We start from the raw sequence: 24082 nt of genomic DNA, 5'->3' as shown, positions 1-24082 counted from the left end.
ATATAGATACGTATCAAATATGACCTGTTGTCCAGCAGGTGTACGGAAGCCCGGACAGACGGTCTGCCTGGCTCCCCTGGGAGCTTGTAATCGCTGACATTAGTGAGGCTATGGAGTTGTCCGTATTTTCAGACAATGTATGAAGAGTCGGACAAAAATAGTGGGGAGGTTAGTTATAAAATTATTAGTACAAGTTTATCTGTGCAGGCGGATTAAATATGTTTTTTGTACCGTTTTTCTGCATATATCTGGCTAAAAAACTCGGAAAAGGCGTCTGGCGACGCCTTATATCAACTCATGCTTTTGTAGTTTTTCGTAGAAGGTGGCGCGGGATATCCCCAACGCCTTCGCACTGGCGGAGCGGTTACCATTACAGGCGGACATCGCCTGCTTGAGAAAATTACGCTCCGCCTCCGCCATGGCCTCTGATAGCGGCTTGACGGCTTCGCGGCGTTTTTCTTTATCTCCGGCGCCCTGCAGGTGGGCGAAGTCCGCGACGGTCAACTCAGTTCCCTCTGCGAAAATAAAGGCGCGCTCCAATGTGTTGTGAAGCTCCCTTACGTTGCCGGGCCAGTGATAGGTATGCAATAACCGCATTGCCTCGGCGTTGGGTTTGCGCAAAGGTAATGCGGAGGCGTCGCAGAATTGTCGCAGCATGTTGCCAACTAATAGCTCAATGTCGCCTTCTCTATCCCTCAGTGGCGGCACCTCGATAGGCAAAACGTTTAAGCGATAGTACAAGTCGGAACGGAATTCACCGGTCTCCACCATTTGCTTCAGATTGCGGCTGGTGGCGGCGATGATGCGTACGTTGACGCGAATGATGCGATTGGAGCCCAGGGCTTCGAATTCCTGTTCCTGCAGCACCCGCAATAACTTGGTCTGCAGGCTCAAAGACAAATCGCCCACTTCGTCCAAAAATAGCGTGCCGCCGTCGGCAAGCTGGATTTTTCCGATGCGCCCTTTGCGGTCCGCTCCGGTATAAGCGCCAGGCGCTGCGCCGAAGAATTCCGCTTCCAACAGGCTTTCCGGTATCGCCGCCATGTTGACGCCGACGAACGGTCGCTCCGCGCGCACCGATGCGTGATGGATGGCGTGGGCCAGCACTTCTTTGCCAGTGCCGGTTTCGCCCAGCAGCAACACGGTAGTGTCCAGCTCCGCGGCTTGTCGCGCGCGCCGGATGAGTTCACGAATGACCGGGCTTTGCCCGATGAAGTCCGCGAAGGAATATTTCGCCTGCCGCATGTCCGCCAACTGCTTTTCCGCCGTGGTGGGCACGCCGCGCAGGCGACCGAACTTTTCCACCAGGGGTTTCATGTAGTCCAGCTGCTTGTAAAACACGAAACCAATGCCGCCAATGACTTGATCCTGGTCGTCCCGGATCGGCATACGGGTCACCACCATCCAGGTGCCGCGAATGCGCATGAGATCGAGAAGAATAGGGCGGCCGCTTTCCACCACCTGGCGCATCATGCTGTTGGGAATGGCTTCTTCCACCGGTCGGCCGACGTATTTCGCGGCGTCTTCCGGCAGTTCCAGCAGAAGGCGATATTTGTCGCTGAGCCAGCGAATTCGGGCTTTTTGATCGACGATGATGCTGCCTTCGCAAAAACTGTCCAGCAGATCCATCAGAGGATTATCTTGAATAAAGGCTAATTGGGCTTCGATGGGAAGCCGACTGTCTGATATTGAGGTTGCCATGTCTACGCCGTCCGTTTCTTAATCCGACCCTGTCCATTGAGAGGGACCGAATGACAACAAAAGTACTCCACGTGTAACCGGGAAACATACTCCGAAAGCCGTCGTCAGGCAATGAAACTGTGGGGTTACAACAATGGTTTAGGTAAAAAGTTCAATGTTTGAACAATTCGGGTGGCGATTGCTGTTATTGACGCTGTGATCAGGTTTTTAGTTAGTGTGGGTCTGAAGGTATGATGGCTCGAAACGACGTCGTCACCTGATGTCGAGCCACTGTTTTAACAAGGACGCACTGAATGCCGGAGAACGACTTGTTTACCCGTTGGCGGCAATTATTTCCCCATGCGGCCCCAGAAACTGTGAACAGCTGCTTTGACGGATTGCGCAACGCCTACTCGGAACCCCATCGTCATTACCATACCTTGGCGCATATTCAGGCTTGCCTGAACCATCTCGATCAGGTCGTTGGCGATTTGGCGGACCCGCGTGGAGTGGCGTTGGCGCTTTGGTATCACGATATTGTCTATCAGATAGGACATGCGGATAACGAAGCGGACAGCGCGCGACGCGCGGTGGCCGAGCTGGGTCAACTGGGTGAGACGCCGGAGATGGCGGCGCTGGTACGGGACTTGATTCTTCACACCCGCCATCCGTCGCAACCGGACTCTCATGACGCCGCGTTATTGGTGGATATTGATCTGGCGATATTGGGCGCCGCTCCTGCTTTGTATGACCAATATGAAGGCTGGATCAGGCAGGAATACCAAGACATCCCCTGGCCGCAATACTGCGCTGGGCGCAGTCGAGTGTTGCAAGGCTTTCTGAATGACGCCTTTATTTATCAGACGGATAGGTTTCGTAATGAGCGGGAGTCCAACGCCAGAGAAAATCTAAAGCGGGCGTTGACTTGTCTTATGGAGCGGGAAGGAGATAAATAAGGAGGAGTTGGCGAATCAGGGCTGTGAGGGCTTCAAACCATAGCGCAGCATGTCCGTCGCAATGGTGGCGGGGACCGGTTTGCTGAAGTAAAAACCCTGGGCTTCGTGGCACCCCAGTTCGCGTAATTTTTCCAGTTGCTGAACGGTTTCGATGCCTTCCGCGATGACCTTGAACCCCATGTGTTCGGCGATCGCCAGGATGGCTTTGACGATGGCGATATCGTCGCTGGATTCACAGATATTGCTGATAAAGGAGCGGTCGATTTTGAGGCGGTTGAATGGGTACTTTTTCAGGTATTCCAGATTGCTGTATCCCGTGCCGAAATCGTCGATGGCGATATCGAACCCCTGTCGCCACAGCGCTTGCAGTTGTCCGCCGCCTTTGGGGTCCATCAGGCTGCTCTCGGTCAGCTCCAGTTCAAAGTCGTTCGGAGACAGATGATAGCGGCTGAAAACGTCGACAAAGTCTTCGGTGAAGTCGTCTCGATACAGTTGTACAGGTGAAATATTTATCGCCATGCGCACCCTCGGTCCGATACTGCGCCAGGCGACGATCTGCTGGCAGACCTGCTCGATCATCCACAGACTCAGGTCATAAATGTGTCCGTTCTCCTCCGCCAGCGGGATAAAACGCGCAGGGCTGATAAAGCCTTTGTCCGGATGTTGCCAGCGTAGCAGGGCTTCAAAGCCAACCAATGTCTCTTTATGTATGTCCACCAGAGGCTGGAAATATACTTCAAACTGTTGTTCGCGCATGGCCTGAAACAGCGCCTGGGACAGCCACCAACGCTCGTAGTTCTCCGCATCCATTTCTGGAACGAACTTCTTCAGCAGGTTGCCGCCTTCTTTCTTGGCCTCCAGTAACGCCATTTCCGCTTTATTGAAAAGGACGCGCCATTCTCGCGAAGGCATGCTGGGCGGCATGTAGCCGATAGAGAATTTCAGCAAAAACTCCTGGGATTGGATCATAAACGGCTGTTGCAACCGGTGCTGCAACAATCGCAGCTGGGAGGCGGCTTCGTTCTCAGAGGCTTCCAACACGACGCCGAACTTGCCTGGTCCGAGACAGCCCATCAATATGCCAGGCGGAAAAATGGCGGACATGCGCTCGACTACCGTGCGGCTGATCTGTTTTTCGGAGGTATCGCGATCCTGGCTGCTGAGCAGGCCGATCAGGGTTTGGTCCAGGTCGACTTCACACACGCCGACGCAGAATGAACTGTCTTTTTTCTTCTTGAACAGCGTGTTGGCGATTTCCAGCAGGATTTCTTTGCGCGGCAGGCCGGTGACAGGATCGTATTGCTCAAGCAGACGAATATTCTGATTCTGAAAGTCATGCAGCTTTTTCAGCTTCAGCAGGTTGTTGACCCGGGCGCGGAGTTCCCGGCGATTAAACGGCTTGCTGACATAGTCTTCCGCGCCGGCCTCCAGTCCCGATACGCAGGAGTCCCTGTCCGCCAGTGCGGTCAGCAGAATAATAGGGATATGTTTCCAGGCTTCATGAGATTTGATCTCCCGCGTCAGCTCAAACCCATTTTTACCCGGCATCATTACGTCCAGAATGATCAGGTCCGGCTCATAACTGGCGACGGTTTTCAGTACGTCGCAACTGTTGTTCAGCTCGTGAACGTCACAACCTTCCGCGCGAAAGATATCCGCCAGCAGTCTGGTGTTGCGCTGTTCGTCATCGACTATTAACAGCCTGCTTCCCTCGAGCTGGAGCATAAGGTTCTTTTCCATCGCCTGATCTTTAAAGTCTAGTCAAGAATTGCAGCAAATTTAACGTCTCAAATCAGGACTTTTTGTAATAGGTGAGTTGTTTCTAATGCGATGGAGAGGGGGCGGATTCGACTGGCCAAGCCGCTACGGCTGCTGTGTGTTTTTTTGTTAAATTCCAGCTTGTTTCTATACTGAGATTAACGGTTCAAGGGAGTTTCGAGGATATGAAACAACGACCGTCCGACCTCGCGAGAATAGCTGGATGTTGGCTGATGGCGCTATTTTCCACCACGGTATCTGCGTCAAGAGATGACTTGGTGCTGGATATTAAAGGCGCCAGTCTGGAGCAGCTTATGGGGCTGAAAATCTCCACCTTGTCTCGCAAGCAGGAATTACTCGCCAGAGCCCCGGCGGCGGTTTACGTCATTACCCGGGATGATATCCGACGCATGGGCGTCACTCATATTGCGGAAGCGCTGCGCTATGTTCCCGGGCTTGAAGTGAATCGTTTTGAGGGAGGCAAGTGGAGCGTGAGCGCCCGCGGATTCAGTTCCGCCACAACCAACGCGAATAAGATGCTGGTGCTGATCGACGGACGCAGCATTTATAGCATGCTGTATTCCGGCGTGTTGTGGGAGGAAAAGGACGTCATGCTGGAAGACGTGGACCGCATCGAAGTGGTGCGTGGACCCGGCGGCACCTTATGGGGCGCCAATGCGGTTAACGGCGTCATCAACATTATCACGCGTAACGCCGCGGAGACGCAGGGCGGGGCGGTGACGGTCGGCGCGGGATTGGAGGAACGCGGTTTGTATCAACAGCGTTATGGCTGGAAGGTTGGTGAAGAAGGTTTTGCGCGGATCTATGGCAAAGGGGTCTATCGCGACAATAGTGGCGGCCTGGGGACGGAAGACGACAGTGAACATCTGCAAACTGGGTTCAGAGTGGATCTGGGGCGCGGCCGTCAGGATGAATACACGATTCAGGGAGACTACTACCGGGGCGAAGCCGGCTCGACGGAGGATTTCCACGGCGGCAACCTGATGTTCAATTGGAGTCATACTTTTTCTGAGCAGCGTAGCCAACAACTGCTGTTTTATTTCGATAACACCGTGCTGGAAACCACCGGCCTCGACGATAAGCGCGATATTTGGAATCTGGAATACCAGTTGCGCAATCAGTTCGGGTTTCATGATGTCGTGGCGGGCCTCGGTTATCGAGCGGTTCATGATGAAGTTCTGTCGCCTTCTGAGACATCCGGCTTAAGACCGGAGAGACGGAGTGATGAGGTCAAGAACCTGTTTATACAGGATGAAATCAAACCCTTCGGCGAGAATTTCCGTTTCATCGCAGGAACAAAATATGAAGTGAATGACTACTCCGGCGAGGAGTGGCAGCCCAGTGTACGACTGGCTTATGACTTCCCTGACGCCATTCTCTGGGCGTCCTGGTCCAGGGCGGTGCGCGTGCCGACGAGACTGGAGCACGACCTGTATGCGCCGGGATTGGTGGGGGCTCAGAGCCTGCTGCCGGAGCGCGCTAAATTTTACGAGGTTGGGGGCCGAAAATCCTGGAAGCAGTGGACGCTGGACCTGTCCGCCTACCACGGCGAGTACGATGATTTGAGAACGATAGGGGCCAGCGGCATCCACAATGAAATGACCGGCGATGTCCGAGGCGTTGAAGTCTCATTGGATTACAAGCCAAATCCCATCTGGCGGTTGCGTCTCAACGCCAGTCATATGGAAATGGATATGGAGCCAGACCCATCCAGCGTTTCACTGGTCAGTGCGGAGAGTCTCGAAGATGCGTCCCCCAGAGACATGGCTCAATTGATTTCTTACTCGGACATTTCACCCTCTTGGAGTTTGAACGCCTACCTGCGTTATGTGGATCGCATTCAGTATTCCAATATCCCCAGCTTTCTTGTGGCTGACCTCAGCGTGGTGTGGAAGCCGACGGAAGACCTGCGCGCGCAATGGGTTCTGCGTCATTTGGGAGACCCGCATCCGGAGTCAGTGGGTCTGAATGGCGAAGTCGAGTCTGACGCCGCGTTTTATCTGGGCTGGGAGTTTTAGCGGATGCTGACTCGACAGATGAGCTGGAAATGGGCGAGCGGCATGGCGGCGGCGATTACCTTGTCACTTTCCACCCTGGTTGGGGCGGTGGATGTCGAGTATCAGATCAAAGCTTCTTATCTTTATAACTTTATGCAGTTTGTCAGCTTTCCTCAGGAGTCCCTGGCTCACGATGGTCAGATCAAAGTCTGCATCGTTGGCGTAAACCGCTTTGGCGACGCGCTGGATGAAATAAACGGAGCTAAAGCGCCGCAAGGGACAGTCGTCGTCAGCAACCTGGGACGATACCGACCCGACCTGCCGATATATGGCTGCAACGTGCTGTTCCTGTCTTCGTCGGAAGAGAGGGAAACGGAGCGGATTTTAAAGCTGGTGGATGTGCGCGAAGTGCTGACCATTAGCGAATACTCCCCATTTATCTCCTTTGGCGGTTTGATCGAGCTGTACCAGAAAGATGACAGCATACGCTTCAGAGTCAACGCGTCTCTGGTCACGGAAACCAAATTCAAAATGGCGGCGCAGTTGGTGCAATTGGGAGTGGAATAACATGCAAAATGCGCAAGCGACGGAGTGGAGCTGGTGGCGGCGAGTTAGCATTCGCGCCAAGATGCAGATAGGCGTTCTCGGTTTTGCGCTGCTGCTGTTAGTGATCTGCGCGACCACCCTGACGGTGATGGCGAATCTCTATTTTCATCAGAAGATGCGCCAGGATCTGCAAATGCTCAGCAAGGTGCTGGCGGAGAACAGCGGCGCGGCGCTGACTTTCAATGATGCGGCCTCCGCCGGCAAGGTGTTGTCGGCGCTGAAAGAAAATGCCTCCGTGGAGGCGGCTGCGTTGTATCAGAATGGGGACGCCAAGGCCTTTGCAGAATATCCGCAACATGGCGCTGCGGTTGGTCTGGCGGCGATGGCGGGTAAGGATGGCGTTTGGCTGCGACAGGAGTTTTACGTCACCTCGACGCCTGTGAAGGTGAATGAGGAAACCGTCGGATATCTGGTGCTGAAATCGAATCTGCAAGAGTGGGACAGATTCAAACAGAAGCTGTTGAGTTTATTTCTGGTGCTGATCGGCGGCATGCTGGCTCTGACGTTGCTGGTGTCCTATTGGCTGAAGTCCCATATAACGCAGCCGTTGGCGTCGCTATCGGAGTGGGCGATGCAGGTTTCCAAGCACAAGGACTTCAACGCCCGCGCCAGCAAGCGCAATGAGGATGAAATCGGGCATTTGGTGGACAGTCTCAATGTCATGTTGTCGGAGTTGGCGCGGCAGGAAACCATCGTCTCGCTGAACCGGGAGCTGGAGTGGGAGATTCAGGAGCGCAAGGTGGTGGAGAAAGACCTGATCGCCACGCGCAATCGGGCGGAGGAAGCCAACAAGGCGAAAAGCCGCTTCCTCGCCAATATGAGTCATGAACTGCGCACGCCGCTCAACGCCATCATCGGTTACAGCGAAATGCTGCAGGAAGTCGTGGCGGAGGACGATTATGAGAGAGAGGAGATTCTCGATGATATCGGCAAGGTGCGCTCAGCCGGAAAACACCTGCTCAGTCTGATCAACGACATCCTGGATATCTCCAAGATTGAAGCCGGCAAGATGCAGATCAGCATCGAGGCGTTCAGCATGGAGGATTTGGTGGATGAAGTGGCCGGCGCATTGCGGCTATTGGCGGATGAACGACGCAATAAGCTGGTTGTGCGCGGCGCTGGCGAAGTCGGTGTGGTGCATAGCGATCTGGTCAAAGTCCGGCAGATCCTGTTCAACCTGTTGAGCAATGCGGTCAAGTTCACCCAGGACGGCGTCGTGGAGCTGATATGCGAGCGGGAGTCCGCTGACGGTGAGGACTGGATGCTATGCAGGGTGCGCGATACGGGAATCGGCATCAGCGCCAGTGCGATCAAAGAACTGTTTCGTCCTTTCAGTCAGGCGGACCCTTCCACCACGCGACGCTACGGCGGCACCGGCCTGGGACTGGCGATCAGTCGCTCCTACGCCACGATGCTGGGTGGGGAAATCAGCGTTACCAGTAAAGAAGGCGAAGGCTCGGAGTTCTGCATACGTCTGCCCACCACTGCTGAAATCCACGGTCCGGAAGAGCGCATCGTGGGCGGGGAGACAGTCGCGCCCAAGCCGCCGTTGGCTGCGTCAGACACGCCGACGCCTGCGTCTAATGCGATGACTGGAGCCAGGCTGTTGCTGATCGACGATGATCCCACAGTGCATGACATCCTGAAACATCAACTGAACAAGCATGGCTTCTTGGTCAGCTCGGCGCATTCTGGCGCCGAGGGGCTGACATTGGCGAAACAGGAAGAGTTTGACGTCATTGTGCTGGACATATTCATGCCAGGACAGGACGGCTGGCAGGTGCTGCAGATGCTGAAATCCGATGCAGCGACGGCGCATATTCCTGTGGTCATGCACACCATCGAGTCCAACGCGCAGAAGGGATACGCCCTGGGCGCGTCTGATTTTCTGGTGAAACCGATCAATGGCGCGCGCCTGTTATCCATCCTGCAGCGCTTTCAGAAAAAAGATACTGGCATGAAAGTGCTGTATGTGGATGACGACGTACACAGTCTGGAGCTGGTGCGAGCATATATGCATGGAACCGGGTGGAATCTGATCATGGCGGAGGACGGCCGGGAAGGCTTGGAAAAGCTGAGTCAGAACCCGGACGTTTCTATGATTTTGCTGGATTTGATCATGCCGGAAATGAACGGCTTCGAATTTCTTGAGCAAATCCGCCGCAATGAGAAAACCGCGGATACGCCGGTCATTGTGATCTCCGCCAGAGATTTAACCCAGGCCGAGCGCAGCCTGTTGCGACAGCACACCCAGGCGGTGCTGCGCAAAGGCATGTATGACAAGAGTGCGCTGCTGAGCCGCATCAAGGAAGTGCTGGAGGAAAGGATGCCGGTAAGTTAGGGAGAAAGTCATGACGTTGCTGCTGATTGTCGAAGATAACGATATGAATGCGGACATGCTCACGCGTCGACTGCGTCGGAAAGGATACGACATCGCGCTCGCCTGCGACGGCGGCGAGGCGGTGACTATGGCGCAGGAATGCCGCCCTGCGCTGATCCTCATGGATCTGAGCTTGCCCGTGATCGATGGCTATGAGGCGACACGAAGGATAAAGGAAGGCGGAGGGTGTGACGCGCCGATCATCGCGCTGACAGCCCACGCCCTGGCGGAAGATCGCGATAAAGCACTGGCGGCGGGATGCGATGATTACGAAACCAAGCCGGTGAATTTCCCCCGCCTGCTGGAAAAGATCGAGCGCTTTTTGGCGGCGGAATAACGGAATGAAAAGACGTTACAGCGAAGATCGGGCAAAGGGTGCGCGCTGGATGGGCGGAAACGGTTGTGGAGATGGCGATGGCGCAAACGACAGATGTGCTGATTGTTGAAGATGACCCGGCCTCCAGACGTTTGCTGCTGGATGTCCTCGAAAATGCAGGCTATCGCTGTCAGGCCGCGGATAACGGCGAAGAGGGCGTGCGGCTGGCGTTCGAGTTGTCGCCTCGGGCGATCCTCATGGACATCAAACTCCCAGGCGTCAGCGGTATCGTCGCCGCCGGCCGCATCAGAGAAGCGGAATCGCAACAGCGGAATCAAGCAGATAGGCGGGCCATGTTGATCATTGGCATGTCCGCTCACGCCATGAAAAACGATCTGGAGACTATCGAACAAGCGGGATTCGATTACTTCATCACCAAACCCTTTAGTTATCGCGTGCTGTTGCAGTACTTGCAGGAAAACCTCGCCATCGACTCAACGGATCATTGAGCGCACATCGCTTTGAATTGGCGCTCAATGAGAGTGTATTACCAATTGTTCATGGAAAATGCCCAGACCGGGCAATATTGTAGGAGTAAGTTGCAAATTCCGCTGGAGGCAGCGCTGGTTGCGTTCCTCTAACGGGCGCGTCATGGGGAGCGCTTTATGTTTCACAAGTGAATGCTTGGCGGGATATCCGCCATTTTGGTTACGTTGACCTTAACCACCAACCTGTCCGGCTGCGCCACGAAAGCGGCGCGATATGACTATCAGCCCGGCCGAGACTTTTCCTCTCTAAAAACCTATGCCCTGACGCCGCCCAGCGTCAACGGCGGCGCGACCACGCTGAGCGACGCCCGGGTTGAAAACGCCATACGCCTGTTCATGCAGAACAAAGGCTTTCAAATGGTCGACAAGGCCAAAGCGGATGTCTGGAGCACCTGGCGGATCAAAGAGGAAAAGGAAATTCGCCGCGATGGAATCAGTTATGGTTTTGGATATGGCATCGCGAGCGGCCGCACCGGCGTCGGTATCAGTCTGGGAACCCGGCCGCCGGCGGAAGAGGTGATGCGAGGCAAATTGGTGCTGGAGATGATCGATCCGCAGAACGCCAATGTTATCTGGAGCGCGGAGGCTGCTCGTCCTTTGAGCGAGAACGATACCCCGGCGGCGAAGGAAGCGGAAATCCGCAAGCTGGTGGGAGAAATGCTACAGAATTTTCCACCGAAAGACGCCTGATGGCATGAGTGATAGATTAGGCGTCAGGCTGACGCTGGTTGTGGAATGTAGGTGAGGAGACCTCAATGAACCTGTGCGGACAACTGAATTGGCTAAGTCGTGTGGCGACGCTGTGCGCGCTACTGCTGTTGGGCGGCTGCGCCGGTTATCAAGTGCGTGGCGATTACGCCGAGGAGTTCGACTTCTCCAGCATCCATACCTACCGCTGGGCGACGCAGAATCGCGACGCTCAGGGCGTGGTGGGACTGCGCGAACAGCGCATGCGTCAGACTGTCGAGCAGGCGCTGCAAGGTGAAGGCCTGTCTCCTGCTGAGTCGGCGGACGTGCTGGTGCGTGTCCTGTACCGCATTGATGACCGGCGGGAATTCCGTCAGGAGCCAGGATTTGGATTCTGGCGGCCTTTCTTTTCGCATGATCGCGATGTGGTGGAGCATGACTACCAAATGGGCGTGCTTACAGTGGAGATGATCGAGCCCAGTACGAATCGCGTCGTATGGCAGGGTTCTTCATCCAGGCGTATGAGTTACGACCAGACCCCTGAAGAGAAGATCAAAAACCTGGAAGAAGAGGTGCGCGCCATCTTCGAGCGCTATCCGCCGCAGCCGGCGGCGCAATAGTCTTTCCGGCTTCCTCGTCCTGTCAAAGCATCCTGCCGGGATGCTTTTCTCTGATCCCGAGACCGGGAAAATTTCGTTTTCGTGTGTTGTCAGGAAGAGTCACCCATACAGGTGATTCTTTTTCGTTTGTCGCTTTATTAACCTGAAAACGCTGTTGAGAAGTACAAAAATAAACATTAACGAAAGCAGAAGGTAGCGTAATGGAAAAAATAACGCACGCTGTATGTTTGGTCGTGGCAGCTTCACTCTCCTCCCTCTCACACGCTGATGGATGCAGCGCCTGGGCGGGTTCTTCAGATGGTTATACCGATACTCAACATCCCTTTCTGATGGTGCATGGCATTACCGGTTTCGATACCGTCGGCGGATTGTTGGGATACTTTCACACCGTGCCTATGAATCTGTGTCGTAGCGGCGCCGATGTGGTGATCGCCAGCGTATCGCCGTTCAATGATAGCGAACAGCGCGGTCTGTCATTGGCGGACGATATCAATAGCGGCGTCTATGGCGATGCGGTGAAGTACAACGTGTTCGCCCACAGTCAAGGTTCGCCCACCACACGCGCCGCCATCACCTTTGACGCGCACGCCAATGGGGAAGGGCAAGGGCATATCGCCTCGCTGACTTCCGTGGATGGCGTCAACAATGGCTCCCGGGTGGCGGATATGATTCGCGGCGTCATTCCAGCGGACAGTTCCATTGAAGGCGGCGTCGCTGCGGTGGCGAACGCCTTCGGCGCTCTGATCGCCTGGATTGCGGGGGACGAGCATCAGCAAGACTCCATTGCGGCGCTGGATTCACTGACCTCAGTCGGCACTTCAGACCTCAACAGTCGTCACCCTTATGGGACCGCGTCTGGAGAGTGTGTGGAGGATCGCGATACCGTCGTCACTTATCGCGGCAATGAGATCCGTCTGTATTCTTGGGCGGGAAGAAGTGTGATGACCAACATTCTGGATCTGCTGGACCCGTTCCTTTTCACCACCTCATTGGCGTTCGGCGGGCAGCCCAACGACGGTATGGTCTCCGTCTGCTCGCAAAAACTGGGTGAATATCTGGGTGACTACGACGCCAATCATATCGACGTGATTAATCACGTGATGGGCGTAGGCTCCATCTGGCATAACCCGGTGTCGCTGTACCGCGTACAGGCCAACCGCCTGAAAAATATCGGACTCTAATCAGTAGTTTGAGCAGTGCGCCCTCACTATGACATGCGGTGAGTGCGCGCTGTGATTTGTCCCCCCGAATTAATCGCAACAGGACGTTATAAAAATAAAAAGGAACCTCGCCATGAAAAATCTCTCCCTCGCCTTGTGCGTTGCAGCGCTGGCTGCCGCGGTGTTATTGCTTCTACAACCTGACGTCACTGAATCTCCCGTCGCGGCGGAAGCCAATCCCGAGGGCTCTCAATCAATGGGAGCTGGCGCAGTTAATGAGCCGCAGCCCCCCAGGCTTTCTCAATCCGATGCGCCAACGATGACGCCAGCATGGAATGGCGCCAACTTCGCCCGCGCCCTCGCTGGGACGGATATCGACGGTGATCTGCGAGTGGATGAGAATGGCCTTTTGATCATGGACATACAGGTGAAGGATTTTTTTGATTACTTCTTCCTCGCCGTCGGCGAGCGTACGCCGGAAGAAGTGGTCGCGGAGATTCGGCGACGTATTTATGAGCGGTTGCCGGGTCCGGCTGCAGAACAGGCGATGGGCTTGCTGAATGACTACATCTCCTATCAGGAGCGTATAGGCGAATTGATGGCGGCTCCGTTGGCGCCTGCGGAGAGTCAGAACTATGAATACTATGCATCGGTAATGGCGAACACATTTGAGCAGCTGAAGTCACTGCGTCGGCAAATATTCGCCCCCGATGTGGTCGACGCCTTTTTTGGCCTGGATGAAGCCTATTCCGGTTATGCGCTGGCGGTTATGCAAGTGAAGGCGGATGCGCAGTTGAGCGACAGTGAGAAGGTCAGCCAAGTGGAGGCCTTGCAACAAAAACTGCCGGCGCAGATGCGCGACGCCCATCGTCAGGCCACGCAGCGGGAGAGTCTGACGCGGGAGGCGCGACGCATGTACCGGGAAGGATATGACGCCGACAGTGTGCGACAGGCTCTGCGAGGGCAGTTTAGCGATGAAAAGGCGGAAAAGATCATTGCTTATTATCAGAGGGAAGATGAGTGGCGCGCCCGTCTGGATGATTATCAACGCCGCAAGCAGGATATCCAGGCGGCTGCGCGTACCGATGCGGAAACCGTCGCCGGACTTACACAGTTGCGCAACAGCCTGTTTACCTCAGAGGAATTGAAGTTGGTGGATAGTTACGACGCAATCGACAGGAAAGCCGCACAGTAGGATAAACCCTGAGCGACGCTGATGGCTTGAAGGTGGCGGCGTTGTTAAAGCGCCGCCACTGCTTCGATCTCAATATCCACCTCGGGAGAGAAAAAGCCGCTGACTTGCACCAGCGTACTGGCGGGGTAGGCGCCCTGATAATGTCTGTTGAGGCCCTCCCTCACCAGCGCCAGATGTTCGGTGGACTTGATGTAGACCGTGACCTTTAGAATCCTGTCCAAACCGAGGCCCTCTGCCTCAGTGATACGCCTGATTTGAGCGAAAATAGCGTCGATCTGCTGATCCATCGGTTTGCTGACGCCACTGTCGTCATACGCTGTCAGCCCACTGATGAACAGCAGGCCGTTGAATGCGGTGGCGTGACAGTAAGGCCCAACGGGCTGCCCCAGCGCTGAATAATTTTGACGCCGGATTGGTTGCTTGTTTTCCATGTATCGACTCCCACTGTTTGCATTTTTTAGAAGTTAAGAGTCCGACCTGCGGCTTAATGTGGCGCTCGCCGCCATCAACTTCTCGGTGACTTTATTGACCGTCGGCCCCATTGCGAAGGCGATGGTGAAAGCGGTCGGCCACGCCAACAGAAAGGCGCGCATCCAGTGTGCGGTGAAATCTCCCTGTAAACCCAGGTTGAGAAAAGTCACCCATGCGCTCATCAGAAAACTGAGAGCTAAAGACATGGTCAGGCTGTAGAAAAAACGAAATTTTACTGACATAAATTTCTCCTACTGATTACGAACGGAACTCAAGGTTTGCGGGTCAACCTGCGTTTTGATTGACTGGCGAATGCACGACTATTTTCTCGACTTGCGTCAGATTGAGAGCCATATAGCGCCGGGTGTGTTCATAGGTGAAGTGTTGGTCCAGCGCCTTTGGGCTTATCCATGACTCCCAAAGGATAAAGTGAGTGGGGTCGGCGGCGTCCTGGAAAATCTGGAAGGTCAGACAACCTAATTCTTTCTGCGTGTCCGCCTCCAGTTGCGCCAGTTCCCGACGGATTAAATCCGGGTCGCTTCCTTCTGTGGCGCGTATGTGGGCGGTTAGATGGTGGGGCATGTTTGACCTCTTAATCCTTGTGAAGGGTTGACGTTATTAACTAAGGCCGACATGCTAGTGCCATTCATAAATAGAATATACGCGTATAAATTAAATCTTAAATTCCAAATTTGAAATCATGCTTGATGACTTGGCGTTATTCATAAAAGTGGCGGAACTTGGTAGTTTTTCTAAAGCGGCTACGGCTGCCGGAGTTCCCGCGCCGACGTTAACGCGGCGGGTGCAGAAGCTGGAGGCCGAACTGGGGTGCCAGCTATTGCATCGGTCCGCACGGCGATTGCAACTGACTGCTGCGGGGCGAAAGGTATTTGATGAGTCGTACCTGCATCTGTCCAGCCTCGATAAACAAATGGCGTTGATAAAAAAGGATATTTCGGCGGAAGAGGGCGAGGTCCGTGTGTTGGCCCCGGTGAACTTGGCCAATGGGCCGCTACGCCCTTTGTGGGGGGACTTTATGTCCCGTTATCCCAATATTCAGCTGACTTTGCAGCTAAATAACAGGGTGGAAGATTTCACTGGTTCGCAAGCGGAGCTGGCGGTGCGCGTCGGACCGCTCGCCAATTCCGCATTACGGCAAAGACTCCTGGGGTCGATCCGCACGGTACTGGTGGCGACGCCTGACGCCGCCGCGGAAATCGAGGCGCAAGGCGCAGAATTAACCCCTTCAGAACTGGGGCGCTGGCCCTGGGTGGCTTCAATATCCGAGAGCATTCGCCGTCTGCGTCACCGCCATACAGGCGAGATGGTGAATATCGACTGGCGTCCTCGCGCTCACATCAATGACCTGTCTCTGGCGATCGATATCCTGAAAACTTGCGGAGGGTGGATGTTATGTCCCGTTTCCCTGGTCTGGGAGGACCTGCAACGCGGCGACCTGCGACAGATACTGCGTGATTGGGAGGGAGCCAACAGGGAAGTGCATGTGGTTTGGAACGACCGCAATATCCTGCTTAGACGCACCCAGCTGTTACTGGATTTCCTGACGGAAGAAACCAGACGCATACCGAGCTTGCTTGGTGAATTGCCTGCTGTATCAAAAGCCCGTAGATCGGGATTGGAGAGCAAATGAGTAACTTTGAAATTATTGACGTCATCACTTCACCGATAGGCGAGGACTATTTCCCCGAGCATTTTTTAAGGGAAAGCCAATACATAAGGCAGATTCAATATGCTTCCTCCCCCAAAGTAAGCAGTAATGCAATACAACCTTACAGGGGATGCGTAGATGCAAACTGGCATGGGTGGTTGGAAACTTATATCAGGCTTGTCACCGAAGGACGTTTTCCCTATCTCTGGCCTTTGAAGCAGTACGGTCTGGGTTTTGATTTCGCTGGACAATTGGATGACTTCAAAGACGGCGCAAGTTTTTACTCTCTAGGTAGCGACCCCATTGGAGATTGGTTTGTTATGTCTATCGACACAGGATCTTGGGTCCATTTATGCGATCACCATGTTTATACATTGTATGACGGTTGGGATACGCCGAACCACCTGTTGGCCTGGGCTTTGAGAGTGGTGTTGGGCGATGAGTACGAGATTACGGCTGACGAACTTAGAGACCATTGGCGCACCAGGAAGCAACGTATAAACGAAGAGACGCTTGAAAGAATTATTGATGATTTGAGTTAGGCCGATAGGCTCTTTTTGTTTCTTTGAAAAGCTGAGAGGTATTGAGCGCTTGGGTTTCTGCCGCTATTTCAGATCAGTGTCTTGCCTCTTATGTTTAAGCCATGTCGCGTTACGACATGGCTATATAACTATTAATTTTACTTGTCCTCAGGCCCAACCCAGGCGTGAGGATTCCAGGCGATTTCCCACAGGTGGCCGTCAGGATCGGCGAAATAGCCGGAGTAGCCGCCCCAGAAGGTGTCTTCAGCGGGTTTGACCAGTTTGGCTCCGACCTCGACGGCCTGTTGGATCTGTGCATCCACTTCTTCCTTGGACGCCAGGTTATGGGCGAGGGTGACGCCTTTGAAGCCTGAGCCGTTGTCAGGCACTGTCGCATCTTCCGCCAGCAAGTGGCGAGGGTAGAGGCCCAGCCAGGTCCCGTTGAGGGTGAAAAACGCCACATTGGCGCTTTCCATTGGCATCTTGGGCAGACCCAGGCCTTTCTCGTAGAAGTCCACGGAGCGCTGTAAATCCTCAACGCCCAGTGTGATCATGCTGATTCTTGGTTTCATTGCGCCTCCATGTACATTGGGACTGAGCGAATCCGATCAGGATTTCGCTGCGTCTTTCGGGGGGCGGCCTCGTTTCATCGGCCGGACAGGTCGGTCCACCAGATCTTCAATCTGATTGATGAAGCGGTCTCCGCCTAATACCAGTTCATTGAGTAATGTCTGCTCGATATGCCGGCGTATCCAGGGTTCCATTTCGTACTGCATGAGATCCAGGAACGATTGCTGGCGTTCTTCCGCATCATCCCCGAGATCGGTATACATGGGATGGTTACGAATCAGGCCGAGTTCGTCTTCGCCCCTGGCGTGCGCATGATAGCTTGACCAGGGGTATTCCGATTCATTCGGCGCCAGGCCGCGAAACACGGCCAGGGAGTCGATATAGCGATAGCACGTCAGCATATAGCCGGAGGAATCAATCAGACTGGATTTATAACGGCCTTCCCACAGCGTGCCGCTACGGTGGTAGCGGTGATTCACATACTGCACGTAACGGCGTCCCAAAGACTGCATCATCTGAGGGATGCCGTTTTCAATGTGCGGCGTGACCAGCAAGTTGAACTCATTTTTCAGTAACACGTACGCATGTACGTAGCACTGATATTGTTCAGACGCCTTGCCCACGCATTCAAGGAAGTACAGATAATCCTCTTTATCAAAGAAGCAGGGGAGGCGATTGTGCCCCCGCTGCATGATAAGTTGTGGATGGCCGGTAAGATTAAATCGTGTTTTTCTCGCCATGCGCGTCCAGTTGCACTCCTGTTAATTATTCGGCTGCGTCCGCATCGGCATCCACATCTGCGTCGACATCAGTATCCACCACCGCCTGCGGTTCCGCAGACGCTGCAGCCGCGGCGTCTGCATTGAACAGATAACCGAAGTTACCTTCTTCCGTGGCGCTGATGTGGATATGCTCGATATGCTCCCCGTTCGCCAGTCTGCTCAGACATTCGGTGGACAGTTCAGGCAGCACGGTGCGGTTCAGTATATGTTCGATATTACGCGCGCCGGTATCCACTTCCTGCGAACGGGCGACGATGTTGAGCAATACGTCTTCGTCGTAGGTGAATGCGGCGCCGTAGTGATTGCGTACTCTCCGCGCAATACGATCCATGTTGATGCGACAGATTTTGAACAGATTCTCGTCGTCTAACGGATAATACGTAATAACGTTGGCGCGGCCCAAAAACGCGGGTTTGAAGTACTTCAGCAGCTCATGACGCATGCTGTCGAGCATGACATCCGGCTCCGGCTTCTCTTCAGACTGCGAGCAGATAGCGCGAATTGCTTCTTCGCCAGCGTTGGACGTCATGATGATGACGGTGTTCTTGAAGTCGATGTCGCGGCCTTCGCCATCTTTGATGGTGCCCTTGTCGAACAGGTTGTAGAACACGTCCTGCACGCCCTGGTGAGCTTTCTCCATTTCGTCCAGCAAAATGACTGAGTAGGGCTTCCGACGAGCGGCTTCCGTCAACACGCCGCCTTCGCCATAACCTACATATCCGGGAGGAGAACCCAACAGCATGGAAACTTTGTGCTCTTCTTTAAACTCGGACATGTTGATGACGGTCAGATTCTGCTCGCCTCCGAACAGCGTGTCCGCCAGCGCCAGAGCGGTTTCGGTCTTACCTACGCCGGAGGGACCGACCATCAGGAAGACGCCGATGGGCTTGCGTGGGTCCGTCAGGCCTGCGCGGGAAGTACGGATCGCCTGGGCGACGGCTTCCAGAGCGTGGGACTGACCAATAACGCGTTTTTCCAACTGATCATGCAGATTCAGAATGCCGTTGATCTCGTCGCTCACCATTTTGCCGACCGGGATGCCGGTCCAGTTGGCGACAACTTCCGCCACAGCCTGGCCATCTACGTGAGGCATCATTAACGGCTGATCTCCCTGCGCGGACGCCAGGGCGGAGAACAGGTTCTTGAACTCCACCTGCAGTTCCGCGACTTCTTCGTCGCTCAGGCGGTCGCCGGCGTCTTCAGCGCCTTTCTTGGCCTGGAAGTCTTGCTCCAGCTTGGTGCGCACATCCAGGATTTTGGCGATCAGGTCTTTTTCTTTCTCCCACTGCTCGGTTTGCGCAGCGAGAGAAGCTTCCAAAGCGGCTTTTTCTTCAGTGAGCAGATCCAATGTCTCGTGATATTCACCGGAAGAGATATTCTCCTGGGAAATCAGGTCAAGGTTGGTGTCGATCTGTTGAATACGGCGACGGGTGTCCTCAATCAAAGACGGCGTGGCGCTTTGGCTCAGGGATACGCGGGCGCAGGCGGTGTCGAGCAGACTCACGCCTTTGTCCGGCAACTGACGGCCTGGAATGTAACGTGCGGACAGTTTCACCGCCTGGACAATGGCGTCATCAGAGATGCGCACATTGTGGTGTATCGCCAGGATTTTTGAGATGCCGCGCAGCATGTCGATCGCGACGGCTTCAGACGGCTCTTCCACTTTCACCACCTGGAAGCGGCGGGTCAGCGCAGGGTCGCGTTCGAAATATTTCTTGTATTCCGCCCAAGTGGTGGCGGCGATGGTGCGCAGTTCGCCGCGCGCCAGCGCAGGCTTGAGCAGGTTGGCGGCGTCGCCTTGACCTTCTTTACCGCCTGCGCCGATCATGGTGTGCGCCTCATCGATAAACATGATGATGGGCACAGGAGACGCTTTGACTTCCTCAATAACGGATTTCAGACGCTGCTCGAATTCGCCTTTCATGCTGGCGCCGGCTTGCAACAAACCAAGATCCAGAACATGGATGTGTACGCCTTGCAGAGGCTCCGGTACGTCTTTTTGCGCGATGCGCAGCGCCAGACCTTCAACGACGGCAGTTTTACCAACGCCGGCTTCACCGGTCAGGATGGGGTTGTTCTGGCGGCGACGGGTCAGAATGTCGATACACTGACGAATTTCCGGGTCGCGACCCAATACAGGATCGATTTCGTTGTTCAGCGCTCTTTCGGTCAGGTTGACAGTATATTTCTGCAACGCGCCGCCTTGCGCTGTCGGCGCCGCTGGAGCGCCGCCGCCCGCAGCGGCTTTCAGGTAGGCGCGGCTCTCGGAAGATTGTCCGGTGACGGCTTTCACCGCCGGCAATACTTTCTCCAGGGAGATTTCCTGCAGGGTTTTGACTGAGCTCAGCAGCTGGTTGCGCATAGTGTTGTGCGACATGATCGCCGCGAACAGATGCGCGGAGCTGATGAAGTTTACGCCCATCTCCACTGACGCCAGCAGCCAGCCGGCTTTTAGCGCATCCACCACCAATGGTGAAAAGGGCACCATATCCCGGGGGTTGTCGCGGTGGAATTTGCCTACGGTCTGGCTCAGTTCTCTGCTGATTTTGCCGATGTCGACGCCCAGCTGTTCAAGCACTCGGTCCAGATCGCTGTCGCTTTGCTCCAGCACCTTCAGCAGCACGTGCTCGATTTCCAGTGAGCTGTGACGCTCCTGCTGGGCCAGACGCAAGCCATCTTCCAGCGATTTGCGTACGACGGAAGTGGTGGGTTCAATGAGTTGGCGTAAGTTTAACTCAATCATAAGGTTTCCCTTTTCTTTTGTAGTCTTTCTATAGTTCGCTGCATTGCGTGCCGGGATACAGACACGGTAATGAACCGATCTTGTTGTCGTGTTGAAAACAGTTTTGAGTTCCAGCCCAGCAACGGCGGCGCCGTTGGGTGCGCAAGCTGGCTGTTTGGCAGTCGGTCCTGCCGGACTTTAAGCGATAAGTCAAAGTCTAGAGCAACCCCCGCCATAGTTCGAATCAGCTTGTACATGGCTCCCAGGATTTCCGTGCCGGAAACGATGGACAGGAAACGTGGGTAGTCGATGTCGTCGAAGTGGACGGTGAAACGGTTCTGCACCGACCAGGTCTTCTCACCCAGAATGGCCTGCTGTCCCAGACAGTGATTCACGCCGGGGAAGCGGCTGCCCCCCAGGCGGGTTTGCACGTCGTCCGGCATGCGTCGCCATTGTCCGCGGAAGTGCAGGATGCTCACCTTGAGGCCAAAATGCTGTCGGATGGCTTGCGACAGCGCCTCAGCGGAACACACGCCGCGGCTCATCAGTCCGGCGACGTTGAATATATCGCCGGACGATTGATAGAACTTGGCGCTGCGCATGCTGGCCAGACCCATCAGTCCTTTGATCATCTCCGCATGCCGGTCGCGGTTGTATTTGGGGTCAAGCTGGTGGTTGGCCTCAAAAGTCAGCGGAATGCGGTACTTTTTCCAGGAGCGATAAAACAGCGACAGGGTGCGGTGGTCCAATAAGTCGAAGAAGTGCTTCATCGACTTATCTTTCTGCCGCAGACGCTGCAGAATCAGGTCGCGATAATGGAACGGCAGTACGCCGCGCGAGCCGACCAGTCCCCAGAAATTAACAGACATCGCCCACTGATCGCGAGACGCCAGCGACTTATCGCCGCCGCGGGTGATCTTGTCTACAGCGCCGCCTTCGAAGCCCATGCTGGGATTCACGACGAAGCGCACGGGCTCGTTCCTGGGCGGGTAAAATCCCCCCAGAGGAGTGCGAGGTCGCGCATCCTGCGGATCGAAATGCTCCAGCAGACGCACCAGCTGGAAAAAATCGAACCGCCAGGGGTCCTGCTGCAGCCGTTTGGTTAGATGAGAGGCTGGGAGCCGATTCTCGGTGGCCATTTCTTGAGAATATCCTGTCGCCCTTTGATTCGGGCAATTAATCGGGTGAACGCGTTAATCGAACAATACATGGCGAAGAACCTTTCCAGTATCGAGGCGAACAGGAAGGTGCTGTTGCCTGACATCAGGTTGTCGTCAAAGGTGACTTCGATTTCCACCCCACGGCACACGGTGGTTTTGCCGCCGATTGTGATCGGCGCCGTCATCGGCCGGGTCTGTACGTTGACCACGGCGGCGATGATCGCCCGTGAGGCCGCGCTGTCCTGAAAATCATATAGCGCCAAAATTTCTTTAAGTACGTCAATGGCTTCCGGACTATCGAGCGATAAATAGTTTAATGTCAGATGCGACACAAGACGCCAGCGCGCGCCATCCCGCAATGGTGGCCGTACTGTGGGCGTCAGGTGCGTCAAAGAGTCGATGCCGCGCAAGGAAACGCCTACGTCCAGGCAGGTGAAGCGAGGCTGTCCGCCGCCGAAGGGCAGTTTCTCAGGCGTATTGCGATTGAAGCACATTACGTCGACGGTCAGGGTCTCGTCGGACAAATTCGCTGGCGCGTAATTCAGGTCCACGAGAGATATTTCCAGCTCGCTGCCGGGCTCGTTGCCAAGCTCGCCGCCAATTTTTGGATAGCGCTGGGCGTGCCAGAAAAGCTGGGTTTCTCGACCAATATCAAAGTGACTTAAGCCATAAAAGGGCTTGTATTCTTTTTTCTTGCCATCGCCGGTTAAACCTTGGACGCGATCGATGGAATACACTTCATAGTTATCCGGGAAACGCGCATCGGGAATGATCGGATAGCTGTACTGATCATGCTCGATATCAATGGGCTCGGCGCGATGTTTGAAAAGATTGATGATCGGCGTGCAACCCAGGGCGAAATTGCTGGCTTCCAGATTGCGCTCGAGTTCAGCATGGGACTTGTTCAGATAGAAATACAAATCCAGGTTGGGGCCGAATTTTTCATTCAAGCGTTCGCCAAGGCCAGTCAGGTCGACGAACAGGAATTTTTCCGGGAACACCATGTATTCGGTAAGCAGACGATAACCCGGGAAGGATTGCGGCGGCGTTGGAATCAGCGCCTCTTCCTCGGCGAATCCGACCGGCTGCAGACAACTGCTGTGAAGGAACATCGGGTTGACGTCGTCAGCGCCTTTGGACGCGACGATCTGCACGCAGTGATTCATCAGCAATTCATAGAGTGAATAGGCGTATTGCGACTGGCCGCGCAGGAAAAAGCGGAGCTTATCCAGCGGCAGTTGCCCTAAATCGATTTCCGGCGCGAAACCTTCCAGGCGAACATGAATCACCGCAGAAGCGCCTTGCACGGTTTGCGATCCGGGAGCAATAAAAGGGCGCTCCTTGAGGCTTGCTTTAGTGACTTCGATCGGAAGCAGATCCAGGTCGTAACCGGTGCTGAATCGACACACTTTATTCTGGAATACGTCGCTCTCCAGGCGTGAATGGCGCGCGACATGTAAGGGGCCATCCAGATCTTTCGCCGCTCTGAACTGCACTACCGCCATAGAGGGTATCGGACGCAAATAGTGTGGATAGAGCTGGTCAAGCAGGGCGTCTGAAAGTTCGGAGAAATCATCCTCCAAACGATACTGAATACGGGCGTTCAAATACGCGACGCCTTCCAGCAGGCGCGAAACGTGTGGGTCTTCCACCACGTCGCCGGAAATGCGCAACCGACCGGCGATCTTGGGATGTACGCGGGCGAACTCCGCGCCGGACTGGCGCAGGTAGGCCAGTTCCTTCTCGTAATAGGGTAATAATTCGTCGCTCATTAACGCGCCTCCTGAACGTTGACGATAGCCGAAATCGGCTCCAGGGAGGAATCAAAGGAGATTTCCTCGGGAGCCGGTTCGGCGAACAACACCGCCTCGATGCGGAAATGCAAGGTGGCGCCTTCCGCCCAGTCCTCATCCAGGGTTATGACCCTGACAGACTTAAAGCGGGGCTCAAACATGGCGATATGTTGTTCCACTGTGCGGCAGAACTGACTTTTACCTTCCGCACTAAGGAAGTTGATAGTGTGCAGGTCGGGCAGACCGTAGTTGATCAGCGACTCGTCCAGCTGACGCAGATTGTCGGATGCGGAGATAGGGCGATAGCGCGTGTTGAGGAGGTCCTCAAGATCGCGGCGCACGGATTCGCGGAGCTCGTTGAGCACCTGATGGCGATTTTTTTCCGGTTCAACTTTCAGGTCCGGCCTCTCATCTATCAGCCGGTCCAGCACCGAAGGGCGCAGTTTTTGGCTCTTACTTATTTTCGTCAT

At 54.8% G+C, this 24082-nt stretch carries 23 protein-coding genes; 12 read left to right on the top strand and 11 right to left on the bottom strand.

The genetic code is table 11. The annotated features are described in order from the left end of the window. Positions 1–285: 285 nt before the first annotated feature. The gene (locus ACQYWX_RS19730) at positions 286–1701 is read right to left on the bottom strand and encodes a sigma-54 interaction domain-containing protein (RefSeq protein WP_127971808.1); all 1416 of its coding nucleotides are present in this window, start codon (positions 1699–1701) and stop codon (positions 286–288) included. A gap of 293 nt (positions 1702–1994) precedes the next feature. On the opposite strand from ACQYWX_RS19730, the gene ACQYWX_RS19725 reads away from it, so the two are divergent. Next, on the top strand, positions 1995–2636 hold the full coding sequence (locus tag ACQYWX_RS19725; protein WP_431686062.1) for an HD domain-containing protein: 642 nt from the start codon (positions 1995–1997) through the stop codon (positions 2634–2636). 15 nt (positions 2637–2651) lie between these two features. Here ACQYWX_RS19725 and ACQYWX_RS19720 read toward each other — a convergent pair whose 3' ends face one another. Next, complete coding sequence (locus tag ACQYWX_RS19720) at positions 2652–4361, bottom strand: putative bifunctional diguanylate cyclase/phosphodiesterase (RefSeq protein WP_431686061.1); 1710 nt, start codon at positions 4359–4361, stop codon at positions 2652–2654. A gap of 218 nt (positions 4362–4579) precedes the next feature. Here ACQYWX_RS19720 and ACQYWX_RS19715 point away from each other — a divergent pair, with 218 nt between their 5' ends. From ACQYWX_RS19715 to ACQYWX_RS19675, 9 genes are all read left to right on the top strand, one after another. Beyond that, positions 4580–6433 carry a TonB-dependent receptor plug domain-containing protein gene (locus ACQYWX_RS19715; RefSeq protein WP_431686060.1) on the top strand — a complete coding sequence of 618 codons (1854 nt, stop codon included), beginning with the start codon at positions 4580–4582 and terminating at the stop codon, positions 6431–6433. Positions 6434–6436: 3 nt separating this feature from the next. After that, a complete protein-coding gene (locus ACQYWX_RS19710) occupies positions 6437–6979 on the top strand; it encodes a YfiR family protein (RefSeq protein ID WP_431686059.1) in 543 nt (180 codons plus the stop codon). A 1-nt stretch (position 6980) separates the two neighbouring features. Beyond that, on the top strand, positions 6981–9359 hold the full coding sequence (locus ACQYWX_RS19705) for a response regulator (RefSeq protein WP_431686058.1): 2379 nt from the start codon (positions 6981–6983) through the stop codon (positions 9357–9359). Positions 9360–9369: 10 nt separating this feature from the next. After that, the gene (locus ACQYWX_RS19700) at positions 9370–9735 is read left to right on the top strand and encodes a response regulator (RefSeq protein WP_279502940.1); all 366 of its coding nucleotides are present in this window, start codon (positions 9370–9372) and stop codon (positions 9733–9735) included. A 77-nt stretch (positions 9736–9812) separates the two neighbouring features. Then, positions 9813–10223 (top strand): response regulator, encoded by a 411-nt coding sequence (locus ACQYWX_RS19695; RefSeq protein WP_431686057.1) that lies wholly within the window; start codon positions 9813–9815, stop codon positions 10221–10223. Positions 10224–10418: 195 nt separating this feature from the next. Next, positions 10419–10952: a DUF4136 domain-containing protein gene (locus ACQYWX_RS19690; protein ID WP_431686056.1), complete on the top strand. Its 534-nt coding sequence runs from the start codon at positions 10419–10421 to the stop codon at positions 10950–10952. A 65-nt stretch (positions 10953–11017) separates the two neighbouring features. Next, positions 11018–11569: a DUF4136 domain-containing protein gene (locus tag ACQYWX_RS19685; protein WP_279502938.1), complete on the top strand. Its 552-nt coding sequence runs from the start codon at positions 11018–11020 to the stop codon at positions 11567–11569. A 200-nt stretch (positions 11570–11769) separates the two neighbouring features. After that, a complete protein-coding gene (locus ACQYWX_RS19680) occupies positions 11770–12750 on the top strand; it encodes an esterase/lipase family protein (protein ID WP_431686054.1) in 981 nt (326 codons plus the stop codon). 112 nt (positions 12751–12862) lie between these two features. Continuing rightward, a complete protein-coding gene (locus ACQYWX_RS19675) occupies positions 12863–13924 on the top strand; it encodes a lipase secretion chaperone (RefSeq protein ID WP_431686053.1) in 1062 nt (353 codons plus the stop codon). Between the two features lie 44 nt (positions 13925–13968). On the opposite strand, the gene ACQYWX_RS19670 is transcribed toward ACQYWX_RS19675, so the two are convergent. Genes ACQYWX_RS19670 through ACQYWX_RS19660 form a run of 3 tightly spaced genes read right to left on the bottom strand, consistent with a single transcriptional unit; the run spans position 13969 to position 14977 of the window. Beyond that, a complete protein-coding gene (locus ACQYWX_RS19670; RefSeq protein ID WP_431686051.1) occupies positions 13969–14355 on the bottom strand; it encodes a RidA family protein in 387 nt (128 codons plus the stop codon). Positions 14356–14388: 33 nt separating this feature from the next. Next, complete coding sequence (locus ACQYWX_RS19665; RefSeq protein ID WP_431686050.1) at positions 14389–14637, bottom strand: DUF2798 domain-containing protein; 249 nt, start codon at positions 14635–14637, stop codon at positions 14389–14391. Positions 14638–14680: 43 nt separating this feature from the next. Next, a complete protein-coding gene (locus ACQYWX_RS19660; RefSeq protein ID WP_279502932.1) occupies positions 14681–14977 on the bottom strand; it encodes a putative quinol monooxygenase in 297 nt (98 codons plus the stop codon). Positions 14978–15095: 118 nt separating this feature from the next. On the opposite strand from ACQYWX_RS19660, the gene ACQYWX_RS19655 reads away from it, so the two are divergent. Together ACQYWX_RS19655 and ACQYWX_RS19650 are read left to right on the top strand one after the other, a co-directional pair. Continuing rightward, positions 15096–16046, top strand: a complete 951-nt coding sequence (locus ACQYWX_RS19655) for a LysR family transcriptional regulator (protein WP_431686049.1) — start codon at positions 15096–15098, stop codon at positions 16044–16046. Then, positions 16043–16606, top strand: a complete 564-nt coding sequence (locus ACQYWX_RS19650; RefSeq protein ID WP_431686048.1) for a hypothetical protein — start codon at positions 16043–16045, stop codon at positions 16604–16606. The genes ACQYWX_RS19655 and ACQYWX_RS19650 overlap by 4 nt, the downstream gene beginning before the upstream one ends. Positions 16607–16743: 137 nt before the next feature. On the opposite strand, the gene ACQYWX_RS19645 is transcribed toward ACQYWX_RS19650, so the two are convergent. The 6 genes from ACQYWX_RS19645 to tssE are packed head-to-tail and all read right to left on the bottom strand — an operon-like array spanning position 16744 to position 24082. Further along, complete coding sequence (locus ACQYWX_RS19645) at positions 16744–17157, bottom strand: VOC family protein (RefSeq protein WP_431686047.1); 414 nt, start codon at positions 17155–17157, stop codon at positions 16744–16746. 36 nt (positions 17158–17193) lie between these two features. Then, positions 17194–17895 carry a transposase gene (locus tag ACQYWX_RS19640; protein WP_011398028.1) on the bottom strand — a complete coding sequence of 234 codons (702 nt, stop codon included), beginning with the start codon at positions 17893–17895 and terminating at the stop codon, positions 17194–17196. 25 nt (positions 17896–17920) lie between these two features. Further along, positions 17921–20680, bottom strand: a complete 2760-nt coding sequence (gene tssH / locus ACQYWX_RS19635; RefSeq protein ID WP_431686046.1) for a type VI secretion system ATPase TssH — start codon at positions 20678–20680, stop codon at positions 17921–17923. Continuing rightward, positions 20677–21798: a type VI secretion system baseplate subunit TssG gene (tssG, locus tag ACQYWX_RS19630; RefSeq protein ID WP_127971766.1), complete on the bottom strand. Its 1122-nt coding sequence runs from the start codon at positions 21796–21798 to the stop codon at positions 20677–20679. The genes tssH and tssG overlap by 4 nt, the downstream gene beginning before the upstream one ends. Then, complete coding sequence (tssF, locus tag ACQYWX_RS19625) at positions 21762–23591, bottom strand: type VI secretion system baseplate subunit TssF (RefSeq protein ID WP_216739501.1); 1830 nt, start codon at positions 23589–23591, stop codon at positions 21762–21764. The genes tssG and tssF overlap by 37 nt, the downstream gene beginning before the upstream one ends. Next, positions 23591–24082 carry a type VI secretion system baseplate subunit TssE gene (tssE, locus tag ACQYWX_RS19620; protein ID WP_011398024.1) on the bottom strand — a complete coding sequence of 164 codons (492 nt, stop codon included), beginning with the start codon at positions 24080–24082 and terminating at the stop codon, positions 23591–23593. Before tssE ends, tssF begins: the two co-directional genes overlap by 1 nt.

The organism is Hahella sp. NBU794, assembly GCF_050749805.1.
Classification (GTDB): Bacteria; Pseudomonadota; Gammaproteobacteria; order Pseudomonadales; family Oleiphilaceae; genus Hahella.
This window is presented reverse-complemented; position numbering and strand designations above follow the sequence as displayed.

Coding starts and splice junctions, on each gene's coding strand:
- ACQYWX_RS19725 (WP_431686062.1), top strand. CDS start 1,995: ATGCCGGAGAACGACTTGTTTACCCGTTGGCGGCAATTATTTCCCCAT.
- ACQYWX_RS19685 (WP_279502938.1), top strand. CDS start 11,018: ATGAACCTGTGCGGACAACTGAATTGGCTAAGTCGTGTGGCGACGCTG.
- tssE (WP_011398024.1), bottom strand. CDS start 24,082: ATGACGAAAATAAGTAAGAGCCAAAAACTGCGCCCTTCGGTGCTGGAC.
- ACQYWX_RS19640 (WP_011398028.1), bottom strand. CDS start 17,895: ATGGCGAGAAAAACACGATTTAATCTTACCGGCCATCCACAACTTATC.
- tssH (WP_431686046.1), bottom strand. CDS start 20,680: ATGATTGAGTTAAACTTACGCCAACTCATTGAACCCACCACTTCCGTC.
- ACQYWX_RS19670 (WP_431686051.1), bottom strand. CDS start 14,355: ATGGAAAACAAGCAACCAATCCGGCGTCAAAATTATTCAGCGCTGGGG.
- ACQYWX_RS19675 (WP_431686053.1), top strand. CDS start 12,863: ATGAAAAATCTCTCCCTCGCCTTGTGCGTTGCAGCGCTGGCTGCCGCG.
- ACQYWX_RS19645 (WP_431686047.1), bottom strand. CDS start 17,157: ATGAAACCAAGAATCAGCATGATCACACTGGGCGTTGAGGATTTACAG.
- ACQYWX_RS19680 (WP_431686054.1), top strand. CDS start 11,770: ATGGAAAAAATAACGCACGCTGTATGTTTGGTCGTGGCAGCTTCACTC.
- ACQYWX_RS19710 (WP_431686059.1), top strand. CDS start 6,437: ATGCTGACTCGACAGATGAGCTGGAAATGGGCGAGCGGCATGGCGGCG.
- ACQYWX_RS19700 (WP_279502940.1), top strand. CDS start 9,370: ATGACGTTGCTGCTGATTGTCGAAGATAACGATATGAATGCGGACATG.
- ACQYWX_RS19720 (WP_431686061.1), bottom strand. CDS start 4,361: ATGCTCCAGCTCGAGGGAAGCAGGCTGTTAATAGTCGATGACGAACAG.
- ACQYWX_RS19730 (WP_127971808.1), bottom strand. CDS start 1,701: ATGGCAACCTCAATATCAGACAGTCGGCTTCCCATCGAAGCCCAATTA.
- ACQYWX_RS19650 (WP_431686048.1), top strand. CDS start 16,043: ATGAGTAACTTTGAAATTATTGACGTCATCACTTCACCGATAGGCGAG.
- tssF (WP_216739501.1), bottom strand. CDS start 23,591: ATGAGCGACGAATTATTACCCTATTACGAGAAGGAACTGGCCTACCTG.
- ACQYWX_RS19705 (WP_431686058.1), top strand. CDS start 6,981: ATGCAAAATGCGCAAGCGACGGAGTGGAGCTGGTGGCGGCGAGTTAGC.
- ACQYWX_RS19715 (WP_431686060.1), top strand. CDS start 4,580: ATGAAACAACGACCGTCCGACCTCGCGAGAATAGCTGGATGTTGGCTG.
- ACQYWX_RS19665 (WP_431686050.1), bottom strand. CDS start 14,637: ATGTCAGTAAAATTTCGTTTTTTCTACAGCCTGACCATGTCTTTAGCT.
- ACQYWX_RS19695 (WP_431686057.1), top strand. CDS start 9,813: ATGGCGCAAACGACAGATGTGCTGATTGTTGAAGATGACCCGGCCTCC.
- tssG (WP_127971766.1), bottom strand. CDS start 21,798: ATGGCCACCGAGAATCGGCTCCCAGCCTCTCATCTAACCAAACGGCTG.
- ACQYWX_RS19660 (WP_279502932.1), bottom strand. CDS start 14,977: ATGCCCCACCATCTAACCGCCCACATACGCGCCACAGAAGGAAGCGAC.
- ACQYWX_RS19655 (WP_431686049.1), top strand. CDS start 15,096: ATGCTTGATGACTTGGCGTTATTCATAAAAGTGGCGGAACTTGGTAGT.